The following is a 17662-nucleotide window of genomic DNA, read 5'->3' on the forward strand; positions in this document are numbered from 1 at the left end:
CGTGACCCCCACCACAACCGGACCTGGAGGGTTCATGCGGATCACCGTCACCGTCGACGGCGTGGCCTACACCGACGAGGTCGAACCGAGAACGTTGCTGGTCCACCACCTGCGCGAACGGCTCGGCCGGACCGGCACCGTCGTCGGCTGCGACACGGGCAACTGCGGGGCCTGCACCGTCCACCTCGACGGGCGCAGCGTGAAGTCCTGCTCCGTCCTCGCCGTGCAGGCCGACGGCCACGAGGTCACCACCGTCGAGGGCCTGGCCCGGGACGGGCAACTGCACCCCGTGCAGCGCGCGTTCCACGAGAACCACGCCCTCCAGTGCGGGTTCTGCACCCCCGGCATGATCATGCAGGCCATCGACCTGCTCGCGGACAACCCCGACCCCGACGAGGACGAGGTGCGGCACGGCCTGGAGGGCAACCTCTGCCGCTGCACCGGCTACCAGAACATCGTGCGCGCCGTGCGCGCCGCCGCCCGCGCCGGCGGTGCCGCGTGACGGCCCCCGCCGACGCCCCCGCCGGGTCCCCGGATGCCGGACCCCCGGACGCCGGCCCCTCGGGCGCCGGACCCGAGATCGGCAGGGCCCGCCTGCGCAAGGAGGACGCCCGGCTCATCACCGGCGCCACCCGGTGGACCGACAACCTCCAGCTCCCCGGCATGCTGCACCTGGCCGTGCTGCGCAGCCCCGTCGCGCACGCCCGCATCACGTCGGTCGACGTCGGCGGGGCCACCCGGATGCCCGGCGTGCTCGCCGTCCTCACCGGCCGCGACCTCGCCGACGAGCAGGGCAGCCTGCCGTGCGCCTGGCCGATCACCGAGGACATGAAGGCCCCGCCCGCGCCGGCCCTCGCGGTGGACGAGGTGAACTTCGCGGGCGAGGCCGTCGCGCTGGTCGTGGCGCGCTCCGCGGCCGAGGCGCACGACGCGCTGGCCGCCGTCGACGTCGACTACGACGAGCTGCCCGTGGTCCTCGACATCACCCGCGCCGTCGAGGACGGCGCCGACCTCGTGCACCCCGACCTGGGCACCAACACCAGCGCCACCTGGGTGTTCGACTCCGCCGAGGCGGGCACCGGCGGCGACGTCGACCGGGCGGTCGCCGACGCCGAGGTGGTCGTGCGCCGCACGTTCCGCCAGCAGCGGCTCATCCCCGCGTTCATGGAACCCCGCTCGGTCGTGGTCGACCCCTCGCCCGACGGCGTCACCCTGTGGTCGTCCACGCAGGTCCCGCACGTCCTGCGGTGGATGCTGTCGGCCGTGCTCGGCATCCCGGAGCACACGATCCGGGTCATCGCGCCGGACGTCGGCGGTGGGTTCGGCGGCAAGCTCCAGGTCACGCCCGAGGAGGTGCTGACCCTGCTCGTCGCCCGCCGGCTCGGCAAGCCGGTGAAGTGGACCGAGACCCGCACCGAGTCGATGCTCTCCGGCCACCACGGCCGCGACCAGGTGCAGCGGCTCACCCTCACCGCCCGCCGCGACGGCACCGTCACCGGGCTCGACGTGGACCTGCTCGCCGACATGGGCGCCTACCTGCGGCTGATCAGCTCGGGCGTGCCGATCCTCGGCGCGTTCATGTTCAACGCCATCTACAAGTTCCCCGCCTACCGGTTCACCTGCGCGAACGTGTTCACGAACAAGGTGCCCACGGACGCCTACCGCGGCGCGGGCCGGCCCGAGGCGACGTTCGCGATCGAGCGGCTGATGGACGAGCTGGCCGCCGAGCTCGGCCGCGACCCGCTGGAGCTGCGGCGGCAGAACTGGATCGGGCGCGAGGAGTTCCCGTTCACCACCGTCGCGGGGCTCACCTACGACACCGGGGACTACGAGGCCGCCACCGACCGCGCCGTCGAGCTGTTCGACTACGACGGGCTGCGCGCCGAGCAGGCCGGCCGCCGCGCCGCCGGCGACCCCGTGCAGCTGGGCATCGGCATCTCCACCTACACCGAGATGTGCGGGCTCGCCCCGTCCCGCGTGCTGGGCGCCCTGCGGTACGCGGCGGGCGGCTGGGAGCACGCGGCCGTGCGCGTGCTGCCCACCGGCAAGGTCGAGCTGGTCACCGGCACCTCCCCGCACGGCCAGGGGCACGTCACGGCGTGGAGCCAGATCGTCGCCGACCGGCTCGGCGTGCCGTTCGAGGACGTCGAGGTGCTGCACGGCGACACCCGCGTCGCGCACCGCGGCATGGACAGCTACGGGTCCCGCTCGGTGGCCGTCGGCGGCGCGGCGGTCGCGCTGGCCGCGGACAAGGTGCTCGCCAAGGCCCGCGCGATCGCCGCGCACCTGATGGAGGTCGGCGAGGACGACGTCGAGTTCGCCGCCGGCGCGTTCGCCGTGCGCGGCACGTCCACCACGATGGCGTTCGGGGACGTGGTGGTCGCCGCGCACGTCGCCCACGACCTGCCCGACGGCGTGGAACCCGGGCTCGACGCCGAGGCCACGTTCGACCCGGAGAACTTCTCCTACCCGCACGGCACGCACCTGTGCGCGGTCGAGGTCGACACGGAGACCGGCGCGGTGGCGATCCGCTCGTACGTGTGCGTCGACGACGTCGGCACGGTGGTGAACCCGCTGATCGTGGAGGGCCAGGTGCACGGCGGCCTGGCGCAGGGCATCGCGCAGGCCCTGTTCGAGGAGGCCGTGCACGACGAGCACGGCACCCTCACCACGGCCACCCTCGCCGACTACCTGCTGCCGTCCGCGGTGGACCTGCCGCACTTCACCACCGACCGCACCGAGACGCCCGCCGCGACCAACCCGCTGGGCGTGAAGGGCGTCGGCGAGGCGGGCACCATCGCGTCCACCCCGGCCGTGGTCAACGCGGTCGTGGACGCCGTGCGGCACCTGGGCGTCACCGACGTGGGGATGCCGTGCACCCCGATGCGGGTGTGGAAGGCGATCCGGGGCGCGTCCACCGACCCGCCCACCACGCCCGGCCCCGGCGGCGGCCTGGGCTCGATCACCACGACGGGGGGCGGCGCGTGATCCCGGCCGCGTTCGACTACGTCGCGCCCACCACGGTCGAGGAGGCCGTGCGGGCCCTCGCCGAGGGCGGCGAGGACGCCAAGGTGATGGCGGGCGGGCAGAGCCTGGTCCCGGTGCTGCGGATGCGGCTCGCCGCGCCGACCCTCGTGGTCGACCTGTCCCGGCTGACCGGGCTGTCCGGCGTCCGCGACGAGGGCGACTCGCTGCTCGTCGGGGCCATGACCACCCAGCACGACCTGCACCGGGACCCGCTGGTGCGCGCGCACGCCGGGCTGCTGCGGCTCGTCGTCGGCACCGTCGCCGACCCGCAGGTGCGCCACCGCGGCACGGTCGGCGGCTCGCTCGCCCACGCCGACCCGGCGGGCGACCTGCCCGCGCCCGTCCTCGCGCTGGACGCGGTGCTGGTGTGCGTCGGTCCGGGCGGGACCCGCGAGGTGCCCGCGGCGCGGTTCTTCGTCGACCGCTTCACCACCGACCTCGCCCCCGACGAGCTGCTCACCCACGTGCGCGTCCCGAAGCTGACCGGCTGGGGCGCGCGCTACGAGAAGTTCACCCGGGTCGCCCAGGCGTGGTCGATCGCCGGGGTCGCCGCCGCGGTGCGGGTCGAGGACGGCGGCATCACCGGGGCCCGCGTCGGCCTGACCAACATGGGCCCCACCCCGGTGCGGGCGCACGGCGTGGAGGAGGCGCTGGTCGGGCGGCCCGCGACGGCCGAGGTGATCGCCGCGGCGGCGGCCCGCGCCGGCGAGGGCACCTCCCCGGCGACGGACGCCGACGCCGACGCCGAGTACCGCGCGCACCTCGCCCGCGTGCTCACCGGGCGGGCCGTCACCGCGGCGGTGGGCGCGTGAGGCTGGAGCACCGGTTCACCGCCCCCGCGCCCGTGCCGGCCGTGTGGGCGGTGCTGCTCGACCCGGAGGCGGTCGCGCCGTGCATGCCGGGCGCGACCCTCACCGGCGTCGACGGGCCCTCGTTCACCGGCACCGTCAAGGTCAAGCTGGGCCCGGTGAGCCTGCTCTACCGGGGGACCGGCGAGTTCACGTCCGTCGACGAGGCGGCGCGCACCGCCGTGCTGACCGCCGCCGGCAAGGACAGCCGGGGCAACGGCACCGCGTCCGCCACGGTGTCCGTGGCGCTCACCGCCGCCGGCGACGGCACCGACGTGTCCGTGGTCACCGAGGTGCGCGTCACCGGCCGTCCCGCGCAGTTCGGGCGCGGTCTGATCGGCGAGGTCGCGGGCAAGGTCGTCGCCGAGTTCGCCGAACGCCTGGCGGCGCGGCTCGCGCCGGCGGAAGCTGAGGGCGTGACCGCTCCAGAGGCAACCGCCCGGCCGAGGCTGCACGCCGTCCCGGACGAGCCGCTCGACCTGCTCGACACCGGGGGCGCGCCCGCCCTCCGGCGGGTGCTGCCGGTGGCCGCCGGCCTGGCGGTGCTGGTGCTGCTGGTCCGCGCCGTGCGCCGGCGGCGCAGCTGAACGCGCGCGGCGGGCGGCTGGCCCTCGGGCTGGCCGCCTGCGCCGCCGCGGTGGCCTGCACCGGCTCGCCCGTCGTGCTCACGCCGTCCCGCGCGCCGGCGACGACCACCACGTCCACCGCGCCCGAGCCGCCGTCGTTCACGCTCGCCGCGGGCGGTGACGTCCTCATCCACCCGGCGCTCACCGAGCAGGCCGACCAGGACGGGGCGCGCGACTTCACGCCCCTGCTGGAGGGCCTGCGGCAGGCCGTCGACGCCGACGTGTCGATCTGCCACCTGGAGACGCCGCTGTCCGCGCCGGGCGCGCCCACGTTCGGCTACCCGGCGTTCAGCGCGCCGCCCGAGGTGGCGACCGCGCTGCGGCGCATCGGCTACGACAGCTGCTCCACCGCGTCCAACCACACCCTCGACCGCGGCCCGTCCGCGATCGCCACCACGCTGGACGCGCTGGACGCCGCCGGCCTGCGGCACACCGGCTCGTTCCGCTCGCCCGAGGAGTCCGCCACGCCGCTGCTGCTCGACGCGAAGGGCGTGAAGGTCGGGCACGTCGCGTTCACCTACGGCTTCAACGGCATCCCGCTCGACCAGCCGTGGCGGGCGAACCAGCTCTCCGTCGAGGGCGTCCTGACCGCCGCGCGGGCCGCGCGCGCCGCCGGCGCCGAGGTCGTCGTGGCCTCCCTGCACTGGGGCGACGAGTACCGGCACGAGGCGACGCCGCAGCAGCGCGAGATGGCCGCCGCGCTGCTCGGCGACCCGGCCGTGGACCTGATCATCGGCACCCACGTGCACGCCGTGCAGCCGATCGAGCGGGTCAACGGCAAGTGGGTCGTCTACGGCATGGGCAACGAGGTGGCCCGCCACTCCGAGCCGAGGGGCATCACCGAAGAGGGCATCATCACCCGCTTCCGGTTCGTGAAGGGCGACGCCGGCTGGTCGGTGGCGGACGCCTCCTACGTGCCGACCCTGGTCGAGTTCGGCCCCCCGATCCGCGTGGTCGACCTGACCCGGGTCCCCGCCACGCCGAGGCGCACGGAAGCCCTGACCCGCACCGACGGCGTCGTCCGCAGCCTGGGCGCGGACATCGCGCACCCCTGAGGACCACCGGTCCACCCGTTCGCCCGACCGGTGGGACCGGTGTCGCCGTACGATCCGGTCACTCGCTCCGGAGGAGGTGGTGTGGATGGTCGACCGGTTCCGCGACGCGTTGCTGACCCCGGGGGAGACCGCCCGGCACCTGCTCATCCCGAAGCGCACCATGTCCCGCTGGCTGGCCGAGCAGGCGGGCGGAGCGCCGCTCGTGCACCGCGTCGCGGCGGAAGGGCGCGGAGCCCCCTCGGTGCCGTTCGTGGCGGTGGTCGAGGCGTACGTCCTGCGCTCGCTCCGCGACCTCGGCCTCACCAAGCGGAAGATCAGGGACGCCGCGGCGGCGGTGCGCACCGAGTTCGGCACTCCCTACGGCCTCGCGACGCAGCAGATCGTCACCGACGGCCTCGACATCTTCCTGCACTACGCCGATGGCGACCTGGCCCGCGTCGGTGACCGGCAGCGGCCCATCAGGGAGGTGCTCGACGGCTACCTGCGCTACATCGCGTGGGACGCCGAGGACGGGTTCGCCTCGTCGCTGCGGTTGCGCCAGTACCCGGACATCGCGCCGGTGGTGATCGACCCCTTGTTCGGCTGGGGGGCACCGGTGGTCCAGGAGAACCGCGTCCCGGTGGACGCCGTCGTGCGGATGTGGCTGGCCGGCGACTCCCTCAAGGACGTCGCGCACGAGTACGACCTGGCTCCCGACCAGGTCGAGGCCATCTGCCGCGCGGCACAGCATGTCGCCGCTTGAGTACTTCCTCGACCGGGGACTGGGACGCGGTGTGGCCGACGGCCTGCGCGCTCGGGGGTGGCTCGTGCACCGCATCACCGACCACTACCCCGACGACGCCCAGTGCGTCCCGGACGAGGAGTGGCTCGCGTACGGGCTGGAGCGCGGCTGGGTCCCGTTGTGCAAGGACGGGCGGATCAAGGGGCGGCACCACGAGCGCGAGCCGATCGCGGTGCACTCGGCGGTCCTGTTCTACCTGAACAACCAGCAGCTCCGCCGCGAGGAGATGATCAGCCGCTTCGTGAACGCGCGTCCGGCGATGGAGCGCGCCGTGCGGCGGGGTGGTCCGGCCGTCTACGCCGTGGCGGAGTCGACCATTCGGCGGACCTGGCCCTGAGCGGGGGCAGCCCGAGCAGGGGCAGCCCGAGCGCGGACAGCCGAGCAGGGGGCAGCCCGAGCGGGTCAGCCGAGCAGGCGGCGCACCCGGTCCAGCCGGTCCAGCCAGCGCCCCTCCGTCGCCGGGTCCGCGGCGACCCCGCCCAGGAGGTCGGGGGTCGGGGCCGTCGACGGCACGGGCAGCCGGCCGTCCACCGGGCGCAGGGACCCGCTCGTCACGTCCCCGTCCAGCAGGGACAGGGTGCCCAGGCCGCACGCGAAGTCCAGTTCCGGCAGGGCGCCCGCCAGCGCCAGGCCGGCCGCCATGCCCACCGACGTCTCCAGCGCCGACGACACCACGCACGGCAGGCCGCACGCCTCCGCCACCTCCAGCGCCCGCCGCACCCCGCCCAGCGGCGCGACCTTGATCACCGCCACGTCCGCCGCGCCGGCCACCGCGACCCTCACCGGGTCCTCGGCGTGCCGGATCGACTCGTCCGCCGCGATCCGCACGTCCACCCGCCGCCGCACCGCGGCCAGCTCCTCGACGGTCCGGCACGGCTGCTCGACGTACTCCAGGCCGCCCGCCGCGCGGTCCAGCTCGCGGATCGCGGCCACCGCCGCGCCCACGTCCCACGCCGCGTTCGCGTCGACCCGCACCGCGCCGCCCGGCCCCAGCGCGTCGCGCACCGCCGCGACCCGCTCCAGGTCGGCGGACAGCGGCGTGCCGGGGTCGGCGACCTTCACCTTCGCCGTCGAGCAGCCGGACGCGGCGACGATCGCGTGGGCCCGCTCCGGCGACACGACCGGCACCGTGCAGTTCACCGGCACCGACGTGCGCACGGGCGCGGGCCAGCCCCGTTCCGCCGCCTCCACCGCGCACCGCAGCCACGGCACCGACTCGGCGTCCCCGTAGTCCTCGAACGGGCAGAACTCGCCCCACCCGGCCGGCCCCTCCCAGATGACGCCGTGGCGGGCGGTGATGCCGCGGAACCGGGTGCGCATGGGGATCGAGTAGACCTGCGCCGAGTTGACCTGCACCGGCGAATCCTAGAGCGGGTCGGGTGGTCGGGCGGGGTCAGCCGATCCTGGGGCCGAGCAGGTCGTCGGCGTCCACGATCCGGTAGGCGTAGCCCTGCTCGGCCAGGAACCGCTGCCGGTGCGCCGCGTAGTCGGTGTCGAGCGTGTCGCGGGACACCACCGAGTAGAAGTGCGCCTGCCGGCCGTCGCCCTTGGGCCGCAGCAGCCGGCCCAGCCGCTGCGCCTCCTCCTGCCGCGACCCGAACGTGCCCGACACCTGCACCGCGACCGACGCCTCGGGCAGGTCGATGGAGAAGTTCGCCACCTTCGACACCACCAGCGTGCGCAGCTCGCCCCGCCGGAACCGGTCGAACAGCTCCTCGCGCTCCTTGTTCTTCGTCGAACCCTGGATGACCGGCGCGTCCAGCGCCTCGCCCAGCGCCTCCAACTGGTCCAGGTAGGCGCCGATGACCAACGTCGGCTCGTCGGGGTGCCGGTCCAGGATCGCCCTCACCACCGGCAGCTTCGTGCGGGCCGTGGCGCACAGCTTGTAGCGCTCCTCCGGCTCGGCCGTCGCGTACTCCAACCGCTCGTTGTCGGTCAGCGTCACCCGCACCTCGGTGCACTCGGCGGGCGCGATCCAGCCCTGCGCCTCGATGTCGCGCCACGGCACGTCGTACCGCTTCGGCCCGATCAGCGAGAACACGTCGCCCTCCTGGCCGTCCTCGCGCACCAGCGTCGCGGTCAGGCCGAGCCGGCGGCGGGACTGGAGGTCGGCCGTCATCCGGAACACCGGCGCGGGCAGCAGGTGCACCTCGTCGTAGACGATCAGGCCCCAGTCGCGGGAGTCGAACAGCTCCAGGTGCTTGTACTCGCCCTTCGACTTGCGGGTGATCACCTGGTAGGTCGCGATGGTGACCGGCCGGATCTCCTTGCGCTCGCCCGAGTACTCGCCGATCTCGTCCTCGGTGAGCGACGTGCGCGCCACCAGCTCGCGCTTCCACTGCCTGCCCGCCACCGTGTTGGTGACCAGGATCAGCGTGGTGGCCCCCGCCTCGGCCATCGCCGCCGCGCCGACCAGCGTCTTGCCCGCGCCGCACGGCAGCACGACCACGCCCGAGCCGCCCGCCCGGAACGCCTGCGCGGCCAGCCGCTGGTAGTCGCGCAGCTGCCAGCCGTCCTCGCGCAGCTCGATGGGGTGCGCCTCGCCGTCGACGTACCCGGCGAGGTCCTCGGCGGGCCAGCCGATCTTGAGCAGCAGCTGCTTGAGCCGGCCGCGTTCGCTCGGGTGCACCACGACGGTGTCGTCGTCGACGCGGTCGCCGAGCATCGGCTTGACCTTCTTGTGCCGCAGCACCTCCTCCAGGACGGCGCGGTCCAGGGAGATGAGGGTGAGGCCGTGCGTCGGGTGGTTGGCCAGCTGGAGGCGGCCGAAGCGGCCCATGGTGTCGACCACGTCCACCAGCAGCGGCTGCGGCACCGGGTAGCGCGAGTAGCGGACCAGGGCGTCCACGACCTGCTCGGCGTCGTGGCCGGCGGCGCGGGCGTTCCACAGCGCCAGCGGCGTGACGCGGTAGGTGTGCACGTGCTCGGGCGCGCGCTCCAGCTCGGCGAACGGCGCGATGGCGGTGCGGGCGTCGTCCGACAGCGGGTGGTCCACTTCCAGCAGCAGGGTCTTGTCCGACTGGACGATCAAAGGGCCGTCGGTCACGAGTGCGCACTCCCGTCGATTGGGTACCTCCAGTGTGCCCACCGGGGGCAAGTCGGTCCCCCGACCGCGTGTGCGCCTGGTCACGGCCCTGGCGATACCTTCTGGGTCGTCACGCGCACCCGTCCAGCGAGGATGATCATGAGCAACGAGCCGGCACAGCCCGCCGACGACGCGTCCGAGCCCACCGCGGGCGGTGCTCCCCCGGCCAGGCCCACCTCGCCCCGCGTGCCGCCCGCCGACGCGGAGCGCGTCGCCGCCGCCGAAGCCGCCGCCGCGAACGCGGACGGGCCCGAGCTGACCGCCCCGGCGTCCACCGGCCTGGGGTCGGGCGCGGGCGTCGCCGGCCAGGGCCCCGCCCCCGAGCAGGGCGCGGGCGCGCGTGAGCAGCCGGTGACCGGCAACGAACCCGCCACGCCCGCGGGCCCGACCGCCGTGACGGGCGCGCGGCCGGCCCCCTCCGCCGACCCGGTCGCCACGGGTGCCGGCGAACCGGCCTCCCAGGCCCCCGCCGCCGACGAGCCGTCCACGGGCGGGAACGTCGCCGCGCCGGGCGCGGCGGCCGGCGGTTCGGCCGCCACCGAGCCGCCGGGCACCGCCGGTGCCGCCGGGACCGGAGCCGCGGGGACCGGAGTTGCCGGGACCGGTGCTGCCGGGACTGGTGCTGCCGGGACGGGTGCCGGCGCTGTGCCGCCCGCCCGACCGGTCGGCGAGGTCCCGCCCGGCCCCGGCGCGTCGATCCCCGGCACCGCGCCCGCCGACACGATCTCCGACTCGCTCCCGGACGCGGCCACGACCGGCTCGACCGGCGCGACCGGCCCCGGCGCGACCGCGACCGGCTCGGCGACCACCGGTTCGGCTGTGGCGGCGACTGGGGCGACCGCGGCCGGTGCGGGTGCGGGTGCCGGTGCGGTCGAGGAACACGATCCCCGCGACAAGAAGAAGACCCTCCGCACGGTGTTGATCATCGTGGTGATCCTCGCCCTGGTCGCCGTCGTCGTGTACGGCGTGAGCCTGCTCACCAACACCGCCTCGAACGCCGAGGCCGGCGACTGCGTCAGCGTCACCTCGCAGGACGGGGACCGCGCCGACGTCGAGTCGCTCGACTGCTCGGCCGACCGGGCGTCCTTCAAGGTCGGCAAGGTCGTGGAGTCGACCGACGCCACCTGCCCGGAGGAGGGCCTCTACACCGAGATCGTCCCGACCCAGAACGTCGGCGACGGCTTTAAGCTGTGCCTGCTGCCGAACATGGCCGAGGGCGCCTGCTACAAGCCGGACGAGGGCACCGGCTTCGTGAAGACCGAGTGCACCGGCCCCGAGACCATCAAGGTGACCAAGGTCGTCCAGGGCTCGACCGACCTGGAGGCGTGCCCCGACTCCGCGGGCATGTCCTACCCGGAGCCGGCCGTCACGTACTGCCTGGCACCCGCCGAGGAGTGAGCGAATGCCCGCTGGGGGGTAACCCGATCGGGTGAACCAGCTCAACCGGTCGGACGGCCGTGCCGATGCCCTGGGCCATGCGGAAGACGATCCGGTGGGGCATCGGCGCGGTCGGCCTGGTCGTGGTGGGCGCGTTCGCCACCACGGCCCTCGGGGCCGATCCCGAGGGACCGCCGGTGGGCGCGTGCGCGCGGATCGAGGGCACGGCGAAGGCGGCGAAGTACCAGGCGGTGGACTGCTCCTCCGACCGGGCCACGGTCAAGGTCGCCAAGGTCGTCGAGGAGGGCGGGAAGTGCCCCGCCGGCGGCGGGATCTACTCGACCTACACCGGCTCGTCGACGCTGTGCCTGATCCCCAACTTCGTCGAGGGCGGCTGCTACCAGCGGGACCAGCAGACGGGCCTGCGCAAGGTCGACTGCTCGACCACCGGCTCGGTCCGCGTCGTCAAGGCGTCGAAGGGCCCGGTGGACTGCGGCGACGACCGCACCCTGCGCTACCCGGAGCCCGCCGTCACGTTCTGCCTCACCCACCCCGCCTGACGCCCGCGCCCGTGCGCTGAAACGCCCGCGCCCGTGCGCCGAAACACCCGCGCCTGTGTGCTGAAACGCCCGCGCCCGTGCGCGGAAACGGCTGCGCCCGCCGCTGGACCGGGGGTACGTTCCGCTCGCCCGATTCGAGAGGAACGCCAGGTGACCACGCCCCCCAACCCGCCCCCCGGTCAGCCGCAGGGCTACCCGCCACCCCAGCAGCCGGACTGGGGACAGCCGTCGTCGCCGCAGGGGTTCCCGGCCCAGCAGCCGTACCCGCAGCAGCCGCACCCCCAGCAGCCCGGCTTCCAGCAGCAGCCCGGCTACCCGCAGCAGGAGCAGCCCGGCGGCTACCCCCAGCACCCCGGCGGCTACCCGCAGCAGCCGTACCCGCAGCAGCCCGGCTTCCAGCAGCAGCCCGGTTACCCGCAGCAACCCGGCTACCCGCAGCCGTTCGCCGGCCAGCCGTACCCCGGTCAGCAGCTCCCGCCGCCGCCCGGCAACAAGGTGTCCCGGGGCGCGAAGAAGCTGGTCGGCGTGGTCGTGGTGGCCATCGTGGGCGTGGTCGTCGCGGGCGTCATCGCGAACCTGACCGGCCCGTCCGGCGCGGACCCCGGCGAGTGCATCAAGATCATCTCGGCGAGCGTCTCGGACGCCGAGGTGGAGAAGGTCGACTGCGGCTCGTCGGAGGCCGCCTTCAAGGTGGCGTCGAACCTGAGCAGCAGCGCCGACTCGTGCCCGGACGGCGACTACGCCGAGTACTCCGACCGCGGCGGCCGGCGCAGCAACGGCTTCAAGCTGTGCCTGGTGCTCAACGCGGCCGAGGGCGACTGCTTCAAGCAGGAGGGCTCGGTCGTCGCCGCCAAGACGACCAAGGTGACCTGCGGCGCGGGCGCCACCTACAAGGTCGGCAAGGTCGTCCAGGGCCGGGCCGACGAGAACGAGTGCGCGGGCGGGGAGACGCCGGTGGTCTACTCGCAGCCGGCCGCCACGATCTGCCTCGTGGAGCCGTAAAAAAGGCCGAAAGCAGCCGTAAAAAAGCCGCGAAGAACCGAAAGCAGAGGGGGCCTTCTCACCGGAGAAGGCCCCCTCTGCCGTGCGCGGTCCGTCAGTTCGTGGTGCCCGGCGGCAGCAGCGCGCCGACGTCGAGCCGTTCCTTGAGCACCTCTTCGGTGTCCATCATGTCGGCGACCCGCTGGAGCCGGACCGGGTTCAGCGACAGCGGGAACACGCCCACCGACACCAGCGCCGCGGTCTGCTGGTCCACGTCGACGTAGCCGGTCAGCGCGTCCTGCACGGACAGCTTGTTGTTCGACGCGGTTTCCTGCGCGGTGCGCAGCACCTGCCGGAACAGGGCGAGCGTGCGCGGGTTGCCGTCGGCGAACTTCTTGCTCGACGCGTACCCCGACATGGGGAAGTCCTTGGTGGGGCCGATCGCGGTGTCGGTGACGACGCGGGCGCCGGCGTCGCGCTGGGCCTTGGTGATGAACGGCTCGGTCATCCAGGCCGCGTCGACCTGCTTGGCCTTCATCGCCTCGACCATCTGGTCGAACGGCATCTCGCGCAGCGCGATCCGCTGCTTCTCCACGCCGGCCGTCTTGAGCACGGCCTTCGTGGTGAGTGCGCCGACGTCCTCGGTCGAGTTCACCGCGATGCGCGGCGCGGCCAGCGCGCCGGGTGCGTCGTAGTCCCCGTTGAGCGTGACCAGCGCCATCGTGCCGGTGCCCGCCTGGTACGCCTCGCCCTGGAGCTGGATCTGCGCGCCGTCGACGTAGCTGCGGAACAGGTTGACGTGGCTCGCCCAGGTCAGGTCGAGGGTCGTGTCGAGCTGCTGGATGCCCTCGTCCTCGCTGCTCAGCGTCACGAGCTGGACCTGGAGCCCGGACTTCTCGAACAGCTTGTTGTCGAGGGCGAGCTTCAGCGGCGCCACGTCGACGACCGGCAGCACGCCGATGCGCAGCGTGTTGCGCTCCACCTCGGGCTGGTCGACGCTGTCGGTGCCCGGGAGCAGACCGCACGCCGTCAGGGTCGCGGCGCACGCGATCAACGCTGCCGCACGTCGCAGAACACGCGCTGGGGTAGGCATGGCACCTCTCGCCGGGACGACCTCGAGAGCGGGGTCTTATTGATCAAGGAATTGTCGACGAAGGATGTCGATGTGGGGGATGGTAACCACCCAGAGGTATGAAACGACAGTCCTGCTCCGATACGGTGAGTGCCCTCGCACTCTTCCCCGGGGCAGGGGTCGAGCACTACGCTCCCCGCCGGGTGGCACTGGTCGTCGCACACGGTCGTGTCGCCGCCCGGGGGTGGGGTGCCTAGCCGGCGCTACCACTCCTGTGCTGCAATTCGGCCCGATTTCGTGTCCATGCTTCGGTCCGTGGGGAGAGGCCGGGGAACACTGCTGCAAGAAGAGGAAGCCCAGGGTGGCCCGTCGAGAGAGAGGTCCCAGCCAGTCAGGCGTGGGAAATCTGACACGCTCCGAAAGGCCCGGAACGGGTGAAGGAATGACTGCGCTGCGTGAGGGAAGTGTGACAGAGTCCACGGGCGCCGTTTCCGCGACGGACGCACGCGCTCCGCAACGGGACACCCGCACCGCGGGCTGGCGCCTGCGCAACTGGCGACTGCCGACCAAGCTCGCCGCCGTGCTGCTGATCCCCACGATCGCGGCGCTCGCCCTCGGCGGTCTGCGCGTGAACTCCGACCTGGCCGACGCCACCGAGTTCAACCGGTTGGCGAACCAGATCCAGCTGGAGTCCGCGGTCGCCGACCTGGTGCAGCAGCTCCAGCGCGAACGGGACCTCAGCACGCTCCACGTCGCCTCCGGCAAGGCGCTGGACCGCGTCGTCCTCGACCGCCAGCTCCGCCGCGTCAACGACACGATCGACGCCCTGAACACCAAGATCCTGGAACTCAGCGGCGACCTCGGCGACGACGTGGTGACCCGCTTCCGGCAGGCGTCGAGCCAGCTCAACCGCCTCAACAGCCTGCGCAACGCGGTCCGCGACACGGCCTACCCGTCGGACGCGGTGCTGCGCACCTACTCCGAGTCCGTGGAGAGCCTCCTGGACCTCGGCGAGCAGGCCATCGCGGGCATCAACGACCCGGAGCTGGTGCGGCTGCACCTGGCGACCAACGCCATCGCCCGCATCAAGGAGCAGGAGTCGCGCAAGCGCGGCATCATGCTCGACGTCTTCCAGCGCGGGCAGCTCGGCTCGCCGCAGGAGCGCCTGATCCTCTCCGCCGAGGCCGAGCTGAACGCGGCCCGCAACGACTTCCGCAAGTCCGCGACCCCCGACCAGGCCAAGATCTACGACGACACCGTCACCGGCCTGATCGTCGACACCGCGAACGACATGGTGGAGACCGCCCTCAACCTCGGCGAGAACGAGCAGAGCCTGGAGGCCCTGCGCCCGGAGAAGTGGGACATCGCCGCCACGCTGACGGTGAACCTCACCCGCGACGTGGAGAACCTGCTGCTGGAGCAGCTCCAGAACCGCACCGACGAGCTGACCGGCCAGGCGCGCAGGGCGGCGTTCGTCGACTCCGGCATCGTCCTCGTCTCGCTGCTGCTGGCCCTGGTCATGGCCCTGTTCGTGGCCCGCTCGATCCTCCAGCCGCTGCGCGTGCTGCGCCGCACCGCCCTCGACGTGGCCGACCACGGCCTGCCCGAGGCGGTCGGTCGCATCCTCAAGGACCCGAACCCGCAGGAAGCCGCCAAGTCCGCCATCGCGCCGGTGCCGATCACCACCCGCGAGGAGGTCGGCCAGGTGGCCCGCGCGTTCGACGCGGTGCACGGCGAGGCGGTCCGGCTGGCCGCCGAGCAGGCCCTGCTGCGCGACAACGTCAACTCGATGTTCGTCAACCTGTCCCGCCGCTCGCAGGCCCTGGTCGAGCGCCAGCTGAACCTGATCGACCGGCTGGAGCAGGACGAGCAGGACCCCGACCAGCTCGCCAGCCTGTTCGAGCTGGACCACCTCGCGACCCGCATGCGCCGCAACAGCGAGAACCTGCTGGTCCTGTCCGGCACGGACCTGTCCCGGCGGCTCACCCGCCCGGTCCCGGCGGCCGAGGTCCTCGGCGCCGCGGTGTCCGAGGTCGAGCAGTACGCCCGCGTGCAGGTCGGCCAGACCCCCGAGCTGACGGTCCAGGGCCGCGCGGTCAACGACCTCGTGCACCTGATCGCCGAGCTGCTCGACAACGCCACCGCGTTCTCCGACCCGGTGACGAAGGTCACCGTGCGCACGGCCCGCACCCGCAAGGGCGAGCTGGCCATCGAGATCCAGGACCGCGGCGTCGGCATGGGCGAGCAGGAGATCAACGACGCCAACACGCGCCTGGCCGACCCGCCGGACGTCGACGTCGCCGTGTCCCGCCGCATGGGCCTGTACGTGGTCGCGCGGCTGGCCAAGCGCCACGACATCAAGGTGCGGCTGCGCTCCAACGAGGACATCGAGGGCGGCACCACCGCGCTCGTGCTGGTGCCCGACACGCTCGTGCAGCAGCCCGGCCAGGCCGGCGCGCCGATCGAGCCCGCCGCCGCGTTCCCGAGCCAGAACCCCGCGCAGCGCTCCGCCGGCATCGCCGGGGCGTTCGGCGGCGGCGGCCTCGGCAACGGCGGTGGCGGTCTGGCCGGCGGCCTCGGCGGCGGTCCGTCCCCCGCGGACGACGAGCCGAGCTTCCCCAGCTTCCCCAGCCTGCCCCGGGTCGAGGACGAGCAGCCCGCGTTCCCGGTGAGCTTCGTGCGGGGCGACGGCGAGCACGACCCGGCCCGCGTGCCCGCGTTCGGCGACGTCCCGGCCGAGGTGCCCGCCGAGACGTCCGCCGAGATCTCGCAGCCGTGGCTGCCGGTGGGCGACGAGCGCGACGCCGAGCGCGAGCCGTCCGGCTCGTTCGGCGAGCCGACGCTGTTCACCGCCTACGAGGACCGCGACGAGCAGGACCAGGACCAGCACGGCTTCGAGACGGCCCAGTTCGCCGCCGCCGTCGAGCCCGGCTTCCACACCGCGAACGGGTCCTTCGACACCGGGTCCTTCGACACCGGGTCCGCCGACACGGGGTCCGCCGACACCGGGACCGGGGTCTTCGGCTCCGCGTTCGGGGCCCGCGCGCCGGAGGCGCCCGCCCACCGCAACGGCACCGCCCCGTCGCCCGCGGCCAAGGAGGTCGAGCACGACTTGGACGCCCCGACCGAGCGGCTGCCGATCTACGAGGCGGTCCTCTCGCAGTGGTTCCAGGCCGTGGGCAGCGAGACCTCGGCGGCGACCGCCCAGGCGGTGCCGCCCGCACCGGCGGCGGGCGCCGGGGCGACCCGCGAGCCCGTCCGGGAGTCGCTGCCGACCCGCAGGCCGCAGCCCGTGCCGCCGGTCGCGCCCACCACGTCCGAGGACGCCCCGCCGCGGCGCGGCACCCTCGACGCGAGCGCCAACGGCCACGCCGCGCGCGACTCCGAGGGTGCGCTTGCCCACACGGGTGACGCCGCGCCTAGTCTGACCGAGAACGGGTTGCCCAAGCGGCAGCCCGGCTCGCCCACCGCCCTGCCCAAGCGCGCTACGGAGAACCCTTATGGGGAGGTGTCCCGCGTGACCGAGCCCGAGCCGGTCGCCGAGCCCGAGCCGTCCGCGCCGTCCGCCGAGTCGGTGTGGCACTCGCCCGCCGACGAGGGCTGGCAGGCAGCACAGGCCTTGCTCGCCAAGGCCCCCGAGACCACGACACAGGCGGGGTTGCCCAAGCGGGTGCCCAAGGCTCAGCTTGTGCCGGGATCAGCCGCGCCGAAGCCCCAGGCGGCGGAGCGGCAACCGCAGCGGCCCCCGCTGCCACCACGATCGGCTGACGCGATCCGTGGACGCATGTCGAGTCTTCAGCAGGGCGTCCGTCGTGGGCGACACGCTTTGATCGACGCTTACGCTGGTGACATGTCGAGCCGGCAAGACGAGGAGCAGGAGTGACGACCGCAGCTCAGCCAGGCAGCTTTGGTTGGCTTATCACCGACTTCGTGCGCCGGGTTCCCGGTGTAGCGCATTCCGTGGTCGTGTCCGCCGACGGGCTTCTGCTCGCCGGCTCGCAGGGCCTGCCCCGCGACCGCGCCGAACAACTCTCCGCGGTGGCGTCCGGGCTGGTCAGCCTCACGGCCGGCGCCGCACGGTGCTTCGAGGCGGGCACGGTCAACCAGACCGTGGTCGAGATGGAACGGGGTTACCTGTTCCTGATGTCGATCAGCGACGGGTCGTGCCTCGCGGTGCTCGCGGCCCCGAACTGCGACATCGGCCTCGTGGCCTACGAGATGACCCTGCTGGTCGAGCGCGTGGGCCAGCA

Annotated in this window: 15 protein-coding genes; 12 read left to right on the plus strand and 3 right to left on the minus strand. The window is 73.8% G+C overall.

Features of this window, described 5'->3' with window-relative positions; all coding sequences use genetic code 11:
* Nucleotides 1-34: 34 nt before the first annotated feature.
* The 7 genes from ACR807_RS23940 (at nt 35) to ACR807_RS23970 (ending at nt 6674) form a co-directional block, all read left to right on the plus strand.
* Complete coding sequence (locus ACR807_RS23940; RefSeq protein ID WP_438923631.1) at nt 35-502, plus strand: (2Fe-2S)-binding protein; 468 nt, start codon at nt 35-37, stop codon at nt 500-502.
* Nucleotides 503-579: 77 nt separating this feature from the next.
* Nucleotides 580-2988: a xanthine dehydrogenase family protein molybdopterin-binding subunit gene (locus ACR807_RS23945; protein WP_438923649.1), complete on the plus strand. Its 2409-nt coding sequence runs from the start codon at nt 580-582 to the stop codon at nt 2986-2988.
* Nucleotides 2985-3839: an FAD binding domain-containing protein gene (locus ACR807_RS23950; RefSeq protein WP_438923632.1), complete on the plus strand. Its 855-nt coding sequence runs from the start codon at nt 2985-2987 to the stop codon at nt 3837-3839. The genes ACR807_RS23945 and ACR807_RS23950 overlap by 4 nt, the downstream gene beginning before the upstream one ends.
* The gene (locus ACR807_RS23955; RefSeq protein ID WP_438923633.1) at nt 3836-4462 is read left to right on the plus strand and encodes an SRPBCC family protein; all 627 of its coding nucleotides are present in this window, start codon (nt 3836-3838) and stop codon (nt 4460-4462) included. Before ACR807_RS23950 ends, ACR807_RS23955 begins: the two co-directional genes overlap by 4 nt.
* Nucleotides 4463-4512: 50 nt before the next feature.
* Nucleotides 4513-5556, plus strand: a complete 1044-nt coding sequence (locus tag ACR807_RS23960) for a CapA family protein (protein WP_438923634.1) — start codon at nt 4513-4515, stop codon at nt 5554-5556.
* Nucleotides 5557-5641: 85 nt separating this feature from the next.
* Nucleotides 5642-6298 carry a DUF433 domain-containing protein gene (locus ACR807_RS23965; RefSeq protein WP_438923635.1) on the plus strand — a complete coding sequence of 219 codons (657 nt, stop codon included), beginning with the start codon at nt 5642-5644 and terminating at the stop codon, nt 6296-6298.
* Nucleotides 6285-6674 (plus strand): PIN-like domain-containing protein, encoded by a 390-nt coding sequence (locus tag ACR807_RS23970; RefSeq protein WP_438923636.1) that lies wholly within the window; start codon nt 6285-6287, stop codon nt 6672-6674. The genes ACR807_RS23965 and ACR807_RS23970 overlap by 14 nt, the downstream gene beginning before the upstream one ends.
* A gap of 65 nt (nt 6675-6739) precedes the next feature.
* Here ACR807_RS23970 and ACR807_RS23975 read toward each other — a convergent pair whose 3' ends face one another.
* Nucleotides 6740-7693, minus strand: a complete 954-nt coding sequence (locus tag ACR807_RS23975) for an o-succinylbenzoate synthase (protein ID WP_438923637.1) — start codon at nt 7691-7693, stop codon at nt 6740-6742.
* Nucleotides 7694-7730: 37 nt separating this feature from the next.
* On the minus strand, nt 7731-9383 hold the full coding sequence (locus ACR807_RS23980) for a DNA repair helicase XPB (protein WP_438923638.1): 1653 nt from the start codon (nt 9381-9383) through the stop codon (nt 7731-7733).
* 138 nt (nt 9384-9521) lie between these two features.
* Between ACR807_RS23980 and ACR807_RS23985 the strand changes: the two genes are divergently transcribed.
* The 3 genes from ACR807_RS23985 to ACR807_RS23995 all read left to right on the plus strand — a co-directional run bounded on the left by ACR807_RS23985 (nt 9522) and on the right by ACR807_RS23995 (nt 12361).
* Nucleotides 9522-10820, plus strand: coding sequence for an LppU/SCO3897 family protein (locus ACR807_RS23985; protein WP_438923639.1), 1299 nt, complete (start codon nt 9522-9524; stop codon nt 10818-10820).
* 77 nt (nt 10821-10897) lie between these two features.
* A complete protein-coding gene (locus ACR807_RS23990) occupies nt 10898-11359 on the plus strand; it encodes an LppU/SCO3897 family protein (RefSeq protein WP_438923640.1) in 462 nt (153 codons plus the stop codon).
* Nucleotides 11360-11509: 150 nt separating this feature from the next.
* Nucleotides 11510-12361, plus strand: coding sequence for an LppU/SCO3897 family protein (locus tag ACR807_RS23995; RefSeq protein ID WP_438923641.1), 852 nt, complete (start codon nt 11510-11512; stop codon nt 12359-12361).
* A 94-nt stretch (nt 12362-12455) separates the two neighbouring features.
* Here the strand turns inward: ACR807_RS23995 and ACR807_RS24000 are convergent, their stop codons facing one another.
* Nucleotides 12456-13433, minus strand: coding sequence for an ABC transporter substrate-binding protein (locus ACR807_RS24000; protein ID WP_438923642.1), 978 nt, complete (start codon nt 13431-13433; stop codon nt 12456-12458).
* Between the two features lie 340 nt (nt 13434-13773).
* Between ACR807_RS24000 and ACR807_RS24005 the strand changes: the two genes are divergently transcribed.
* Together ACR807_RS24005 and ACR807_RS24010 are read left to right on the plus strand one after the other, a co-directional pair.
* The gene (locus tag ACR807_RS24005; protein WP_438923643.1) at nt 13774-17295 is read left to right on the plus strand and encodes a sensor histidine kinase; all 3522 of its coding nucleotides are present in this window, start codon (nt 13774-13776) and stop codon (nt 17293-17295) included.
* A partial coding sequence (locus ACR807_RS24010) for a roadblock/LC7 domain-containing protein (protein ID WP_438923644.1) occupies nt 17292-17662 on the plus strand: 371 nt, incomplete at its 3' end. The genes ACR807_RS24005 and ACR807_RS24010, both read left to right, overlap by 4 nt.

The organism is Saccharothrix sabaoui (assembly GCF_051756985.1).
Lineage (GTDB): Bacteria > Actinomycetota > Actinomycetes > Mycobacteriales > Pseudonocardiaceae > Actinosynnema.